At 67.7% G+C, this 15327-nt stretch carries 16 protein-coding genes; 1 reads left to right on the forward strand and 15 read right to left on the reverse strand.

What is annotated here, in order from left to right:
• Positions 1 to 114: 114 nt before the first annotated feature.
• The 15 genes from ABMY26_RS14635 to ABMY26_RS14705 form a co-directional block, all read right to left on the reverse strand.
• Positions 115 to 1299 (reverse strand): extracellular solute-binding protein, encoded by a 1185-nt coding sequence (locus ABMY26_RS14635; RefSeq protein ID WP_372397987.1) that lies wholly within the window; start codon positions 1297 to 1299, stop codon positions 115 to 117.
• A 228-nt stretch (positions 1300 to 1527) separates the two neighbouring features.
• Positions 1528 to 3147, reverse strand: coding sequence for a chromosomal replication initiator protein DnaA (gene dnaA / locus ABMY26_RS14640; protein WP_372397988.1), 1620 nt, complete (start codon positions 3145 to 3147; stop codon positions 1528 to 1530).
• Positions 3148 to 3760: 613 nt separating this feature from the next.
• Complete coding sequence (gene rpsT, locus ABMY26_RS14645) at positions 3761 to 4021, reverse strand: 30S ribosomal protein S20 (protein WP_045581428.1); 261 nt, start codon at positions 4019 to 4021, stop codon at positions 3761 to 3763.
• A gap of 186 nt (positions 4022 to 4207) precedes the next feature.
• Positions 4208 to 4984: an enoyl-CoA hydratase gene (locus ABMY26_RS14650; RefSeq protein WP_045581429.1), complete on the reverse strand. Its 777-nt coding sequence runs from the start codon at positions 4982 to 4984 to the stop codon at positions 4208 to 4210.
• Positions 4985 to 5096: 112 nt separating this feature from the next.
• A complete protein-coding gene (locus ABMY26_RS14655; protein ID WP_372397989.1) occupies positions 5097 to 5573 on the reverse strand; it encodes a hypothetical protein in 477 nt (158 codons plus the stop codon).
• Between the two features lie 13 nt (positions 5574 to 5586).
• On the reverse strand, positions 5587 to 6429 hold the full coding sequence (mutM, locus tag ABMY26_RS14660; RefSeq protein WP_372397990.1) for a bifunctional DNA-formamidopyrimidine glycosylase/DNA-(apurinic or apyrimidinic site) lyase: 843 nt from the start codon (positions 6427 to 6429) through the stop codon (positions 5587 to 5589).
• A gap of 213 nt (positions 6430 to 6642) precedes the next feature.
• Positions 6643 to 7593 (reverse strand): prolyl aminopeptidase, encoded by a 951-nt coding sequence (pip, locus tag ABMY26_RS14665; protein ID WP_372397991.1) that lies wholly within the window; start codon positions 7591 to 7593, stop codon positions 6643 to 6645.
• A gap of 184 nt (positions 7594 to 7777) precedes the next feature.
• Positions 7778 to 8554, reverse strand: coding sequence for a succinate dehydrogenase iron-sulfur subunit (locus ABMY26_RS14670; protein ID WP_372397992.1), 777 nt, complete (start codon positions 8552 to 8554; stop codon positions 7778 to 7780).
• 26 nt (positions 8555 to 8580) lie between these two features.
• Positions 8581 to 10365 carry a succinate dehydrogenase flavoprotein subunit gene (gene sdhA / locus ABMY26_RS14675; protein WP_372397993.1) on the reverse strand — a complete coding sequence of 595 codons (1785 nt, stop codon included), beginning with the start codon at positions 10363 to 10365 and terminating at the stop codon, positions 8581 to 8583.
• 5 nt (positions 10366 to 10370) lie between these two features.
• Positions 10371 to 10766, reverse strand: coding sequence for a succinate dehydrogenase, hydrophobic membrane anchor protein (gene sdhD, locus ABMY26_RS14680; protein ID WP_045581434.1), 396 nt, complete (start codon positions 10764 to 10766; stop codon positions 10371 to 10373).
• Between the two features lie 10 nt (positions 10767 to 10776).
• Positions 10777 to 11166, reverse strand: a complete 390-nt coding sequence (gene sdhC, locus ABMY26_RS14685; RefSeq protein WP_045581435.1) for a succinate dehydrogenase, cytochrome b556 subunit — start codon at positions 11164 to 11166, stop codon at positions 10777 to 10779.
• Positions 11167 to 11441: 275 nt separating this feature from the next.
• The gene (locus ABMY26_RS14690; protein WP_045581436.1) at positions 11442 to 11705 is read right to left on the reverse strand and encodes a hypothetical protein; all 264 of its coding nucleotides are present in this window, start codon (positions 11703 to 11705) and stop codon (positions 11442 to 11444) included.
• A gap of 111 nt (positions 11706 to 11816) precedes the next feature.
• A complete protein-coding gene (locus tag ABMY26_RS14695; RefSeq protein ID WP_372397996.1) occupies positions 11817 to 12653 on the reverse strand; it encodes a class I SAM-dependent methyltransferase in 837 nt (278 codons plus the stop codon).
• Positions 12654 to 12750: 97 nt separating this feature from the next.
• On the reverse strand, positions 12751 to 13920 hold the full coding sequence (rlmN, locus tag ABMY26_RS14700; protein ID WP_372397997.1) for a 23S rRNA (adenine(2503)-C(2))-methyltransferase RlmN: 1170 nt from the start codon (positions 13918 to 13920) through the stop codon (positions 12751 to 12753).
• 127 nt (positions 13921 to 14047) lie between these two features.
• Positions 14048 to 14605 (reverse strand): invasion associated locus B family protein, encoded by a 558-nt coding sequence (locus ABMY26_RS14705; protein ID WP_372397998.1) that lies wholly within the window; start codon positions 14603 to 14605, stop codon positions 14048 to 14050.
• Positions 14606 to 14876: 271 nt separating this feature from the next.
• Between ABMY26_RS14705 and ABMY26_RS14710 the strand changes: the two genes are divergently transcribed.
• Positions 14877 to 15251, forward strand: a complete 375-nt coding sequence (locus ABMY26_RS14710) for a response regulator (RefSeq protein ID WP_372397999.1) — start codon at positions 14877 to 14879, stop codon at positions 15249 to 15251.
• Positions 15252 to 15327: the final 76 nt, after the last annotated feature.

Consider the following 15327-nt stretch of genomic DNA (forward strand, 5'->3'; position numbering starts at 1 on the left):
GGTGAGGGGTGATCCAGGAAACCCGAACCGCATGGCTCCGTGCCTCACCCCTCACCCTTCCCATGCTCCGCATGGGCCCCTTCCCTCTCCCGGGGCGGGAGAGGGAGCCTCAGGTTACGCCGCCAGGAAGCGGTCCTGGTACTCGTTGCGGATGGAGACGTACCATGCCTCCTGGATCGGCCACCACCACAGCTTCTGCAGCGCGTCGCCCGGATAGGCCTCGGCGAAGAACTGCTTGTTCAGGTCGGTCAGGTGCGCCTCGGCGCCGACCGCGGTGCTGGAGATGCCGGAATGGTTGGTGTACAGCGCGCCGGCCTGCGGCGTGTAGAACCAGTTGATCCAGGCGTAGGCGTTCTCCAGATTCTCGGCCTTCTTCGGGATGGCGAAGCCTTCCATCCAGGCGAGCGCGCCTTCCTTGGGCGCGACGAAGCGGACCGGCAGCCCTTCCTTGCGCAGCGCCACGGCGGTCGAGTCCCAGGTCTGGCCGATGACGCAGCCGTTGGCGCGGAAGGCGCCCTGGGCCTCGTTCTCGTTGGTCCAGAACTGGGCGACCGACTTCTTGTTGGCCGCCGCCACCTTCAGGATGGCGTCGAAGTTGGCCCGCGCCTTGGCCTCGTCCTTGAACTGGTCGCGCACCGGGTGCGGCAGCTTGCCCTGGCTTTCCAGCCACAGCGCGATGCCGATCAGCGAGGAATGGCCGCGCACCGTCACCTTGCCGGCATTGGCCGGCGCCCACAGATCGCCGTAGCCGGCGGTGCCGTAGGCGAGCGGCGCCTTCTTCATGTCGTAGGCCAGCGCCTCGGTCCCCCAGTCGGCCGGGGCGAAATAGCGCTTGGCCCCGACGACGCCGCCCATCCCGGCCGAGCCCTCGACCGAGGATTTCAGGCAGCCGTCCCACTTGACCTTCGATTCGTCGATCGGCTGCACCAGCTCGAACTCGACATAGTTCGGCACGCGGTCGACGGTGGGGTGGATGATGTCGAAGCCGGCGCCGCCGGTCGCCTTCAGCTGGTTCAGCAGCTCGTCGTTGGTGCCGTATTCGGTCAGGGTCGCCTTGACCCCGGTCTTCTTCTCGAAATCGGCCAGCATGTCCGGGCTGATGTAGCCGGCCCAGGAGAAGATCTTGACCGAGCCCGACGCGGCGCGGCCCTCGCGCAGGATGAAGGGACCGACCGAGGCGACGCCGGCCGCGGCAGCGGCGCTCTGCAGCAGCAGGCGGCGGCTGAAGCTCTTGGCGGCGCGCTGGGTCTCGGCGCTGGAGCGCTGCGACTCGGTCCTGACGTGATCGGTCTTGGACATGATGTCCGGTCTCCCTGGCTCTTGGATGGCGTTCAGGCTGATGGCGTTCAGGCGGGCAGGCGCGGCGGCGGCCGGCATGCGGCCCCGCTCGCAGTCCCGCTCAAGGCGCGAAGTGTGCCTGAGGCGAAAGCGGTCCGTCCACGGCCGAAGCGGCGCACAGGCCAAACTTCATAGAGCCGTCACATCGGCCGGGGAAAAGGCGGAGGGAGAGGGAACCGGGGCGGCGGATCAGCTTTCCAGCATCCGCCGCAGCAGCTCGACATCCTCGGCGAAGGAGGGGTCGGTGGCGCGCAGCTCGTCGACCTTCTTGACGGCGTGCATGACCGTGGTGTGGTCGCGGCCGCCGAACTTGCGGCCGATCTCCGGCAGCGAGCGGGCGGTCAGCTGCTTGGCCAGATACATGGCGATCTGGCGCGGGCGGGCCACCGCGCGGGCGCGGCGGGCCGAATGCATGTCGGCGACGCGGATGTTGTAATGCTCGGCGACGCGCTTCTGGATCTCGTCGATGGTGACGCGGCGGTCGTTGGCGCGCAGCAGGTCGTGCAGCACCTCCTGCGTCGTCTCCAGCGAGATGGAACGGCCGACCAGCTCGGCATGGGCGACGATGCGGTTCAGCGCCCCTTCCAGCTCGCGCACGTTCGACGTGATCTTGTGGGCGAGGAACTCCAGCACCTTCAGCGGGATGGTCGCCTGGAGCGCGTCGGCCTTGGCCTGGAGGATGCCGAGCCGCAGCTCGTAGGTGGTCGGGTGGATGTCGGCGACCAGCCCCCAGCCGAGCCGCGAGCGCAGCCGCTCCTCCATCCCTTCCAGGTCGGATGGGCTCTTGTCGGCGGAGATGATGACCTGCCGGTTCTGGTCGACCAGCGCGTTGAAGGTGTGGAAGAACTCCTCCTGCGTCGAGTCCTTGCCGCTGATGAACTGCACGTCGTCGATCATCAGCACGTCGACCGAGCGGAACTGCTGCTTGAAGGCCATCGTGTCCTTGAAGCGCAGCGCCCGGATGAACTGGTACATGAACTTCTCGGCCGACAGGTAGAGCACCTTGCGGTTCGGGTCGTTCTTGCGGATCTGCCAGGCGAGCGCATGCATCAGGTGGGTCTTGCCCAGCCCGACGCCGCCATAGAGGAACAGCGGGTTGAAGGTCACGGCGGTCGCGTCGGCGACGCGCCTTGCCGCTGCATGGGCCAGCTCGTTCGGCTTGCCGACGACGAAATTCTCGAAGGTGAAGCGCGGGTCGAGCGCGGCCGACAGGTCGGAGCGGTCCTCAAGGATCGCCGGCAGCGCGTTCGGCGACTCGTCCGACGCCCCGCCATAGGAGGACGAGGTGTAGACGGTGGAGGGCGCCGACGAGTGCGCCTGGGCCCCGTTGCCGTAGAAGCCGCCGCCGGAGTCCGAGGGCTGGCGCGACGGCGCCTGCCGGGAGTCGGAGGAGCGCTGATCGGAAGAGCGGGGGTCGGGGAAGCGCGAGTCCGACGAGCGGGACTCGAAGGACCGGGAGTCGGGGGACCGGGACTCGAAGGACCGGGGTTGCGGCGGATCGCGGTCGTCGTCGCGGTCGTCATTGTCGGCGACCAGCGCCGGCGGCGGGTTGGTCGACGCGACGATGACGTCGATCGACTGGACTTCCGGATTCTCGCCGGACCACAGCGCGCGGATTCGGTCGGCATAATGGGTCAGCACCCAGTCGCGCATGAAGCGCGTGGGCACGACGATGCACACCTCGCCGCCGACAAGGCTGGCGACGGACAGCGGCTGAAGCCAGCTCCGGAAGGCGATCTCGCCCACCTCTTCCTTCAGGCGTCCGCGAATGCGCGCCCACTGCTGATCCAACGACACGCCGACCGACATGCTCCCTTACTCCCGCTCCTACCCCCCGGCCGGATCCCCTGCCGGGACGGCGCGGGATCCTCCCGCGACCGGAACCGCCGCGCACCGCAGAGCGGCCGCAAGGGGGCCTTGTCCGCCCGGCACAGGATGTCCTGGCCGCCCGTCCGATCCTATCCGGATCAGCCCGGACAGGAACGCCCCCAACGGAACATCATATCTGAAAAGCACGCGCATCAGGCGGCGGGACCATAAATCCCTGCCCGGACGCGACAGCTTGTAAGTAAAAGAAGATCGTGCGATCGACCGGGACTCAACAAGCCCTGATCCGGCGTAAGACCTTCAGTAATTCACTGCTGTGTTCAGCCGGACACAGAGTGTTGCATCACCCCTAATCGTACGGCCGAATGGAGCAAAAGTCTAACGATACGTCCGAAATCTGGCAATGGGACAGATGGCGAACGGGCCAAAAAGATAAAAACACTCGTACCGACCATAAGACCGATCCCGAATCTCATAAGAAAGCCTGAGAACAATCTAAGACAATTGTTGAGCATCCACATATTTACTTTAAACGCAAAAAGCCGCGCCCCGAGTCACGGGCGCGGCTTTTTGAAACCGGCAGATGAAGACTCTATCAGAGAGCCTTGATGGCAGCCGACAGACGCGACAGCTTGCGCGACACGGTGTTCTTGTGCAGCACACCCTTGGACACGCCGCGCATCAGTTCCGGCTGGGCGGACTTGAAGGCCTCGGCGGCGGCGGACTTGTCGCCGCTCGAGATCGCGCCCTCGACCTTCTTGATGAAGGACCGGATGCGGCTGACGCGGGCACGGTTGACTTCCGTGCGACGCTCGGTCTGACGAATGCGCTTTTCAGCGGACTTATGATTGGCCATGAGAAACCCTACTCCGAACGACACGGCTGTCGTGATGCGAGCGCGCCTTATACGCGGCAGCGAAGGCCGAGTCAAGGCGTGGACGCCCGATGATTTCGACTAATCGTACGGTGACGATATCTTGATGGGATCTGGTCCGCCCCCCGCAAGATGCGGGGGACGGCAGGGACGGCGGGGTCGGACGACTCAGCGATTCTTCCAGGCGGCCTGACGCTTCTCGGCGAAGGCGGCCATGCCTTCCTTCTGGTCTTCGGTGGCGAAGGTCGAATGGAACAGGCGGCGCTCGAAGCGGACGCCCTCGGCCAGCGTGGTCTCGTAGGCGGCGTTGACCGCCTCCTTGGCCATGGCGATCACCGGCTGCGACAGCGAGGCGATCTTGGTGGCGACCTTCACCGCCTCCTCGACCAGCTCGGCGGCCGGGACGACGCGGCTGACGAGGCCCGAGCGCTCGGCCTCGGCGGCGTCGATCATGCGGCCGGTCAGCACCATCTCCATCGCCTTGGACTTGCCGACGAAGCGGGTCAGGCGCTGGGTGCCGCCGGCGCCGGGGATCGTGCCGATGGTGACCTCGGGCTGGCCGAACTTGGCGGTGTCGGCGGCCAGGATGAAGTCGGCCATCATCGCCAGCTCGCAGCCGCCGCCCAGCGCGAAGCCGGCCACCGCGGCGATGGTCGGCTTGCGGCACTTGGCCAGCCGCTCCCACTTCGCGGTGATGAAGTTGCCGTTGTAGACGTCCATGTAGGAGAAGCCGGCCATCTCCTTGATGTCGGCACCGGCGGCAAAGGCGCGCTCGGAGCCGGTGACGACGATGGCGCCGATGGCGGCGTCGGCCTCGAAGGCGTCGAGCGCCGCGCCCAGCTCGGTCACCAGCTGGTCGCACAGCGCGTTCAGCGCCTTCGGACGGTTGAGAGTGATCAGGCCGACCGGGCCGCGGGTTTCGACGAGGATGGTTTCATACGACATGGTTGCAGCACTCTCCCGATGGGGCGAGCCCGGTTGCGTCCGGGGCTCGTGGTTGTCCGATGGATGGGGGTCCGGCGAAGGAGCCTCGCGAGTATGGCGGGTGCTCCCGCCGTCAGCGCGGCGTCAAAGTGAAGCGGACGGCCGTGCCGGACGCCGGCCTGGCGGTGGTTTGGGCGGTTTGGGCGGGGGTGGCCTGGACGGTTTGGGCCGCCCGCGGGAATTCCAGCCGCAGCTCCTCGCCGTCGCGGACGAAGACGCGGTCGGCGGTGCGGCGCCAGCCCAGCTGCGGCAGGGTCTGGTCGTAGAAGGCCAGCACCGCCTGACGCGGCACCGCCCCCGACAGCACCGCCTGGACGATCCGCCCGCCCGGCTTGTCGAAGACCAGAGGTTCCGATTCGGCCGCAGCCAGCCCCGGCATCACCGGCACGTCGGCGAATCCGGGGACGAAAGGCCCGGACCCGGCGGGTGCGGCCTCGGCGGCTTCGGCCAGGGAAATGGGAACGAGGAAGCTCCCCAGGCCCGCGACCGCGGGGCCGGCAAGGAGGAAAGCGGCGGATGCCGCCCGGAGCATGGCCGGTAGAGCCGTCATGCCTCCAGCTATATCACCGTTGGCGCGCCGCACAAAAGAAAGTCGAGCGGCCCGACTGTACAATCCGCTGAACGCCCCCGGTCCGGGCGCGGTCGCAGTCGCAGCCGGGGCAGCCCTCGCCCTCGCGGTCGTAGACGGCGAACTGGTGCTGGAAATAACCCAGCTCCCCCGATGCCTGCCGGTAGTCGCGCAGCGAGGAGCCGCCGGCGGCGATGGCGCGCTCCAGCACCTCGCGCACCGCGACGGCGAGACGGTCGGCCTCGGCGGCGGTCAGGCTGGCGGCGCTGCGGGTCGGCAGGATGCCGGCCCGGTACAGCGCCTCCGCCACGTAGATGTTGCCCAGCCCGGCGACGACGCCCTGGTCGAGCAGCGCCGCCTTGACCGGCGTCGCCTTGCCGGCCAGCCGGCGGGCGAGCTCGGGGCCGGAGAATTCGTTGCCCAGCGGCTCCGGCCCCAGGCTGCGCAGCATCGGGTGGTCGTCGAGCGCATCGGCGACCGTCAGGTCCATCAGGCCGAAGCGCCGCGCGTCGTTGAAGGTGACGATGGTGCCGGCGTCGGTCTCGAACACCACGTGATCGTGCTTGCCGAAGCTTTCCGGCCGTTCCGGCGCGATGATCATCCGGCCCGACATGCCGAGATGGGCGATCAGCACGGTGCCGTCGTCCATCTCCATCAGGATGTATTTGGCCCGGCGCCGCACCGAGCGCACGAGGCGCCCGGTCAGCCGCTCGCAGAAGCGCGGCGGGAAGGGGGTGCGCAGGTTCGGCCGGCGCTGCTCCACATGGACCAGCCGCCGGCCTTCGAGATGCGGGGCGAGGCCCCGGCACACCGTCTCGACCTCGGGGAGTTCAGGCATCGGCAGAGTGTGGGGTGGGTGGGGGACGGGTACAAGGGCGAGTGTCACAGCCCTCTCCCGCCCCGGGAGAGGGAGGGGACCCGCGCCGCAAGGCGTGGGGAGGGTGAGGGGGAGTCCAAGAAACCATGCGCTTCTGGATTCTTGCACTGCCCCTCACCCTTCCCATGCTTCGCATGGGCCCCTTCCCTCTCCCGGGACGGGAGAGGGAGGATCTCACCGGTATTCCTTGAAGCGCTCGGTCGCCTGGATCAGCGCGGCGCGGATGCCGGGCTCCATGGCGGAATGGCCGGCGTCGGGGATGATGCGGTAGTCGGCCTCCGGCCAGGCGCGGTGCAGCTCGTCGGCGGAGATCACCGGGCAGACGACGTCGTAGCGGCCCTGGACGATCACCGCCGGCAGGTGGCGGATGCGCTGCACGTCCCGCAGCAGCTTGTCTTCTGGCGTGAAGCGGTTGGAGCGGAAGTAATGCGCCTCGATCCGCGCCAGCCCCAGGGCGTGGCGGTCCTCGCCGCTGGCGGCGATCAGGTCCGGCGACGGCAGCAGGGCCGAGCAGCTGCCCTCATAGACGCTCCACACCCGCGCCGCAGCCATGCGTACCGCCGGATCGGACGAATCGAGCCGCTTCCAGTAGGCCTCCAGCAGGTCGCCGCGCTCGGCCTCCGGGATGTGGGCGGCGAAGGCCGCCCAGGCTTCCGGGAACAGCACGCGCATCGAATAGAGGAACCAGTCGATCTCGCTCTTCCGCATCAGGAAGATGCCGCGCAGGATCAGGCCCAGGCAGCGCTCCGGATGGGTCTGGGCATAGGCCAGCGCCAGGGTCGAGCCCCAGGAGCCGCCGAACAGGTGCCAGCGCTCGATCCCCAGATGGGTGCGCAGCGCCTCGATGTCCTCCACCAGCGCCTCGGTGGTGTTGGCGCGCGTCTCGCCGAGCGGCGTGGAGCGGCCGGCGCCGCGCTGGTCCATCACGACGATGCGGTAATGGGACGGATCGAAGAAGCGCCGGTGGGTGGGCGAGGCGCCGGCGCCCGGCCCGCCATGCAGGAACATCACCGGCACGCCGCGCGGGTTGCCCGCCTGCTCCCAATAGACCGTATGAATCCCGTCGACGGCGAGCGTGCCGGTCTGGAACGGGTCGATGGGCGGATAGAAGTCGCTGCGGGGCATGGGCGTCGGTCCGATGATGGGACCGTGAGTGTAGAGGAGCCGCCGGGGCTTGCGCCAGCCTGGAAACGGGCAGCCCCCCTGCGGCGGCGCGATCCGGCGGGATGGCAGGGCCGCAAAGAAGAAGGGCGCCCCCGTCGGGAGCGCCCTTCTTCTTTGCGAATGCAGCGGATCGGCGTGGCCGCGATCAGCGGCGCACGACCATCAGCTTCTTGATCTCGGCGATGGCCTTGGCCGGGTTCAGGCCCTTCGGGCACGCCTTGGTGCAGTTCATGATGGTGTGGCAGCGGTAGAGACGGAACGGATCCTCGAGGTTGTCGAGGCGCTCGCCCGTCATCTCGTCGCGGCTGTCGACGATCCAGCGATAGGCCTGGAGCAGGATCGACGGGCCGAGATAGCGGTCGCCGTTCCACCAGTAGCTCGGGCAGGAGGTCGAGCAGCAGAAGCACAGGATGCACTCGTAGAGGCCGTCCAGCTTGGCGCGGTCCTCCGGCGACTGCAGCCGCTCGCGGCTCGGGGCCGGCGACTGCGACTGCAGCCACGGCTTGATCGAGGCGAGCTGGGCGTAGACGTGGTTCAGGTCGGGGACGAGATCCTTCACCACCGGCATGTGCGGCAGCGGGTAGATCTTGACGTCGCCCGGCACGTCCTCGATCGCCTTCAGGCAGGCCAGCGTGTTCGTGCCGTCGATGTTCATCGCGCACGAGCCGCAGATGCCCTCGCGGCAGGAACGCCGGAAGGTCAGCGTGCTGTCGACCTGGTTCTTGATGTAGATGATCGCGTCCAGGATCATCGGCCCGAACTTGTCCAGGTCGACGACATAGGTGTCGACATGCGGGTTCTGGCCGTCGTCCGGGTTCCAGCGGTAGATCTTGAAGGTCTTGGACCGCTTGGCGCCGCTGGCGACGTTGACGGTCTTGCCGACGCCGACCTTGGAGTTGGCTGGCAGGTTGAATTCAACCATGGCTGTTATCCTTTATCCGGCGGGCCTTAGTAGACGCGGGCCTTCGGCGGGAAGACGTCGACCTCGTCGGTCAGGGTGTACATGTGGACCGGGCGGTAATCGATCTTGGTCGCCCCGTCGTCGCCGACCCAGATGACGGTGTGCTTCATCCAGCTCTCGTCGTCGCGGTTCGGATAATCCTCGCGGGCGTGGGCGCCGCGGCTCTCCGGACGGTTCTGGGCCGAATGCAGGGTGGCGACCGCCTGGCCCAGCAGGTTGTCCAGCTCCAGCGCCTCGACCAGGTCGGAGTTCCAGACCAGCGAGCGGTCGGAGATCGCCATCTCGCCCTTCTTGGCATAGACGGCGTCGATCTTCTTCACGCCCTCGTCAAGGACCTCGCCGGTGCGGAAGACGGCGCAGTTGTTCTGCATCGTCCGCTGCATCTCCAGCCTGAGGTCGGCCGACTTGATCGAGCCCTTGGCGTTGCGGATGCGGTCGAACCGCTCCAGCGCCTTGTCGGTGCTGCTGTCCTTGACCGACGGGGCCTTGCCCGGCTCGACGATCTCGGCGGCGCGGATGGCGGCCGAGCGGCCGAACACCACGAGGTCGAGCAGCGAGTTGGAGCCCAGGCGGTTGGCGCCGTGGACCGACACGCAGGCCGCCTCGCCGATCGCCATCAGGCCGGGAACGACCTGGTCGGGGTTCTCGGCGGTCGGCGACACCACTTCGCAGCGGAAGTTGGTCGGGATGCCGCCCATGTTGTAGTGGACGGTCGGCAGGACCGGGATCGGCTCCTTGGTGACGTCCACGTTGGCGAAGATCTTGGCCGTCTCGGCGATGCCGGGCAGGCGCTGGTGGATGATCTCCGGCGGCAGATGCTCCAGGTGCAGGTGGATGTGGTCCTTGTGCTCACCCACGCCGCGGCCCTCGCGGATCTCGATGGTCATCGAGCGGGACACGACGTCGCGGCTCGCCAGATCCTTGGCCGACGGGGCGTAGCGCTCCATGAAGCGCTCGCCGTTGGAGTTGGTCAGGTAGCCGCCCTCGCCGCGCACGCCCTCGGTGATGAGGCAGCCGGAGCCGTAGATGCCGGTCGGGTGGAACTGCACGAACTCCATGTCCTGCAGCGGCAGGCCGGCGCGCAGCACCATCCCGCCGCCGTCGCCGGTGCAGGTGTGGGCCGAGGTCGCCGAGAAGTAGGCGCGGCCGTAGCCGCCGGTCGCCAGCACGACCAGCTGGCCGCGGAAGCGGTGCAGCGTGCCGTCGTCCAGGTTCCAGGCCAGCACGCCCTTGCAGACGCCGTCCTCCATGATGAGGTCGAGCGCGAAGTATTCGACGAAGAACTCCGCCTCGTGCTTCAGCGACTGCTGGTAGAGGGTGTGCAGGATGGCGTGGCCGGTGCGGTCGGCGGCGGCGCAGGTGCGGTAGGCCTGGGTCTTGCCGTACTGCGCGGTCATGCCGCCGAAGGCGCGCTGGTAGATCTTGCCTTCCGGCGTGCGCGAGAAGGGCACGCCGTAATGCTCCAGCTCGATGATCGCCGGGATGGCCTCGCGGCACATGTACTCGATGGCGTCCTGGTCGCCCAGCCAGTCCGACCCCTTGACGGTGTCGTACATGTGGTAGCGCCAGTCGTCCTCGCCCATGTTGCCGAGCGCGGCCGAGATGCCGCCCTGCGCCGCCACGGTGTGGGAGCGGGTCGGGAACACCTTGGTGATGCAGGCGGTCTTCAGGCCCTTTTCGGCCATGCCGAAGGTGGCGCGCAGCCCGGCGCCGCCGGCGCCGACGACGACGACGTCATAGGTGTGGTCGATGATGGTGTAGGCGGTCGCCATGGTCGTCAGGCTCCGATGAAGATCTTCACGACGGCGAGCACGCAGGCCGCCGCCAGGGCGAAGGACAGGAACTTGACGGCGACGATCAGCGCCAGTTTCTGCCATTCGGCATGCACGTAGTCCTCGATGACCACCTGGAGCCCGGACTGGGCGTGGTGGAAGATGACCACGGCGGTCAGGATCATCATCACGGCCGAGAAGGGCGACTTCATCCAGGCGATGAACGCGGCGTGGTCGGCACCCAGGTGACGGATGACACCGAAGACGAACCAGACGGTCAGCGGGACCAGCGCGATCGCGGTCAGGCGCTGGTGCCACCAATGTTCGGTGCCGTGCTTGGCGGAACCCAGGCCGCGCGCGATCTGCAGCGGCGAGCGGAGGGTCTTGCTATTGGACGCCATGTCTATCTCCTCACCACGCGGCCAGGCCGACGATCCAGGTCAGCACGGTCAGCGCGGCCGTCGCGATCAGCACGATCCGGTTGGCGCGTTCGGCATCGGGCAGCTCGAACGACTTGCCGGCGTCCCACACCAGATGGCGCATGCCGTTGCACAGGTGGTAGTACAGCGCCGCGGACCAGCCGAACATCAGCAGCAGGCCGAAGAAGGACCCGATGAAGCCCTGCGCGCGTGCGAAGGCGTCGGGACCGACGGCGGCGGCGACCAGCCACCAGGTCAGCAGGAGGGTGCCCACAGCCAGCCCGACGCCCGTGATGCGGTGCGTGATGGACATGACTGCGGTCAACGGGAGTTTGTAGACTTGGAGATGCGGGGAGAGCGGCCGACCGCTGCCGTTTGCCATTGCGTCGTCCTCTGTTCGCGGCCGGTCGCGGCGCAACATGACGATTGCCGCGGCGGCTGGGTGGTGCGTGCCCTTTTGGGACGGTTCTCCGTCCTATTGGTTGGCGCAATGAATTACGCTCACGCAGCAGCCGAGTCAACGGCGGGGGGCCGTCGGAAGGTCGGGTGTGACGATTTTGGCGCAATGCGGGAAGTGGCTGAAAAGAAACGGCCTTCCGGTCCTGTGGTATTACCAGCGAAAGCCGCCAGTTGGAGACGCCCCCGCTTGCGGTTCCGCTACTTGTCGAAGCGGCGCACGTTCTCGACCATCATCGAGTACATCTGCGTAATCAGTTCCGCCGGACGCAGGCGGCCGAACGGAATGTTGTCCTTCGCCCACTCGACCAGTCCCGGCGGCGGCTTGACCGGCGCCACCTCGTAGCCGGCCTTCTTCAGCGCCGAGGTCACCGATTTCGCCTGCTTGACGTAATCCTCGTTGAAGAAGGACTTGTCGGCGTCCTTGATCGCCTTGGCGATGATGTCCTCGATGGGGGCGGGCATGCCGGTGCTCAAGGCCATGTCTGGTTGGCGGAAGTGGCGACACCCTGTCACAGACAGCCGGGAGGGTGCAATCCGGTCGCGCCGCCGGCCGGCGGTCCGCCGATCCGCCGGTCAGGCAGGCACGTCGCCCGCCTGGATCCGGGCGAGAATGTCCTGATGGTCGCGCAGGGCGTGGCGGAAGGGAGAGCGCATATGGTCCGACATCCGCTCCATCGCCTTGGCGTGCAGCCGGCCGGGATCGCCCAGCAATGCGGCCAGCGCATGGATTTCCGCCATTCCGTAGGCGCAGCGCCGCGGTTTGGCCCGCAGCAGGAAATGCATCGATCCGGCGGTTATCAGGCCGCGCCCGTGCCGGCGCGCGATCAGTTCCAATCCCTTGCGGCTGTAGAAGAAGACATGCTGGCCGTTGCCCTCGCCGAAATAATACCAGCTCCGGTCCTGCCCGCTGTAAAGCTCGGTCGTGACGATCAGGATGTCCGGATCGAAGGCGAACAACGCCTCGGTATCGCGTGCCGGATCGGGCAGATGCTCCAGCACCTCGAACGCGGTGACCACGTCCGCCCGCTCCACGCCGGCCTGTTCGGCGGAATGGAAGGGCACATAGAAGTTCGGCGTGTAGGGCTCGTGCAGGAAGACGTTCCAGCCGCGGTCCCGCATCATCCTTGCGAACAGGCCGTTGCCGCCGGCCCAGTCGAGACAGACGGCGCCCGCGCCGACGCCGAGCATCGACAGGATCAGGTCAACCCGCATCGACAGGTCGAGGCTGCGGGCGACGATGCCGACATCGGTCAGCGGACGCGGGTCGGCATAGGCGTCGGCCAGCCAATACGGCTTTTCCGTCTGCATCGATCCGCAGCCCGTGCATTCGAAGAAGCCGGCCGGGTGACGCCCCATCAACAGCATTTCGAACACAGGCGTGCTGTCGGCTCCGCACAGGCGGCAGGGCACCGGCGCCGGGACTCCTTGTCCGCTTCCCATCGCCCTGCCTTCCGCGACCATGGCCCGGCGCCCCCTCACAATGCCCTGCAGACCGCCGGCCCCCTCGTCACGAGGCCAGCGCCGCGTCCTTCTCCGCGATGACGGCGGCGATGGCGGCGCGCTCGGCGGCGGTCATGCGCAGGCTGGCGCTCTTCAGCTGGCCGCAGGCCGCCATGATGTCCTCGCCGCGCGGGGTGCGGACCGGGCTGGCATAGCCGGCGTTGTTCACGATGTCGCCGAAGACCTGGATCGCCCGCGCGGTCGAGCGCTCGTAGGGGGCGCCCGGCCATTCGTTGAAGGGGATCAGGTTGATCTTGGCCGGGACGCCTTCCAGCAGCTTCACCAGCGCGCGGGCATCGGCCGGGCTGTCGTTCACCCCCTTCAGCATCACATATTCGAAGGTGATGCGCCGGGCGTTGGACAGGCCGGGATAATTGCGGCAGGCGTCCATCAGCTGCCGCAGCGGGTATTTGCGGTTGATCGGCATGATGAGGTTGCGCAGCTCGTCGGTCACGGCATGCAGGCTGACCGCGAGGTTGACGTTCAGCTCCTGCCCGCAGCGCTCCATCATCGGCACGACGCCGGAGGTCGACAGCGTGATCCGCCGCTTGGAGATCGAGATGCCGTCGCCGTCCATCACGATCTTCAGCGCCTTGGCGACGTTGTCGTAATTGAACAGCGGCTCGCCCATGCCCATCATGACGACGTTGGACAGCATGCGCCCGTCGGGCGGCGCCGGCCATTCGCCCAGCATGTCGCGCGCCAGCATCACCTGGGCGACGATCTCCGCCGCGCTCAGGTTGCGGACCAGCAGCTGGGTGCCGGTGTGGCAGAAGCGGCAGGTCAGGGTGCAGCCGACCTGCGAGGAGACGCAGAGCGTGCCGCGGTCCTCCTCGGGGATGTGGACGCTCTCCACATCCTGGCCGTCCGGCATGCGCAGCAGCCATTTGCGGGTGCCGTCCGCCGATTTCAGGTCCGTCACCACCGTCGGCCGCGCCACGACGTGCGTTTCCGCCAGCTTCTCCCGCACCGGCTTGGCCAGCGTGGTCATCTCGGCGAAATCGGTGGATCCGCGATGGTAGATCCAGTGCCAGAGCTGGCGGGCCCGGAATTTCTCCAGGCCGATCGACAGCATCTCGGCTTCCAGCTCTTCGCGGGACAGGCCGACAAGGTTCTTGCGTCCGTCGGCAGCGGTCGCCGGCAGAACGAAGGCGGAGGCATGATTGGAGGCGCTCATGGCCCCACTACATAGGGCCATGCGCGCATGGAGTCAAAAGACCAAGTGAAAAAAGACCCAGCGGGCAGCTATGCCGATCGGGGGGCCGATATGGGGCCGACCGGCCCCATAAACCGGTGGGCGCCGCTCAGCGCTTCACGCCGCAGGCCTCGTTGATCGCGTCATAGGCCTGGGACACGCCGTCCAGGCTGTAGGTGTCGGTGGTCCTGGTGCCGCGGCCGGACACCCCCTTGACCACCATCTGCCTGCCGCCGCGCAGCGCGGTGGTCACCGCGCGGTCGGACTCGGCGTCGCGGGCCCAGGCGGTCTCGCCGTCGGTGAACAGCGTGAAGCTCTTGCCGTCGATGGCGACGTCGCCGTCGCTGCCCTTCTTGAACGGATAGCCGACGATGATGCTGACGACGTCGAAGGTCTTCTCCGCCGGGCGATGGGTGACCAGCGCATAGATGTCGCCGCGCTTGGCCTTCGCCGGCTCCGTCTTCTTGGGCTGGCTGGAGATGTAGCAGACCTTGCGGCCGTTCTCCTCGAACGCGAAGGCGTTCCAGTCCTTGAAGGTGCCGAGATGGCGCGGGTCGGCCGCGGCGGCGGACCCGGCGCCCAGGCCGGCAAGGAGAAGGGCGGCGGAGAAGACAGAACCGGCAAGGGCGGCCCCGGCAATTCGGCGGACGGCGTTGGGAAGCAACATCGGTCTTGCGTCTGCTCGTTGTTGATCCGTGGGGTGCGCGCGGACACTACCCCAAACGAACGGCCCATTCCAAGGCCGGCGGGCCGCGGCCGGCCTGTTTCTCACAGGCCCCCGCATGGGTCCCGGCCGGTGTCCGGCCCGCGCGCCGCGTGGCATTTCGACGCGCAATTGTGGCAATTTCGCAGTACAAGCTGGATCCTGGCGACACAGACTGGCGAAACAGAAGGGACCGGCCGCAGCCTCGGCCGGTACGAAGGCGGCGGGGCGCGGCATGGCCAAGTTGCTGGTGGTGGACGACGATCCGGTCACGCGCACCCTGGTCCGCGCGATCCTCGGCCGCGAGGGGCACGAGCTGACGCTGTGCGCCAGCGCCCCGGAGGCCATCGGCATCCTGTATGTGGAGCGCTTCGACCTCGTCCTGACCGACATCATCATGCCCGGCCATGACGGGTTCGAGGTGATCAAGGCCGCCCGGTCCCTGCGCCCGGAGATGCCCGTCCTCATCCTGTCGGCCATCGACGACAAGGTCCCGCCGGAACTGACCGCCGCCGCCTTCGCCCGGCTGGGCGTCGCCCGCGTCATCGCCAAGCCGGTCAACCCGTCCCTGCTCGCGATGGAGGTGGCGGACGCGCTGGCGGCACGCTGACCGGCGGGCCCGGCTCCGGCCGCCCGGTTCTCATGGTTGAATGAATATGAGGATCGGATTACTTTGGCGGACGCGC

It is taken from the genome of Azospirillum sp. HJ39 (genome assembly GCF_041507355.1).
Taxonomy (GTDB): Bacteria; Pseudomonadota; Alphaproteobacteria; order Azospirillales; family Azospirillaceae; genus Azospirillum; species Azospirillum thiophilum.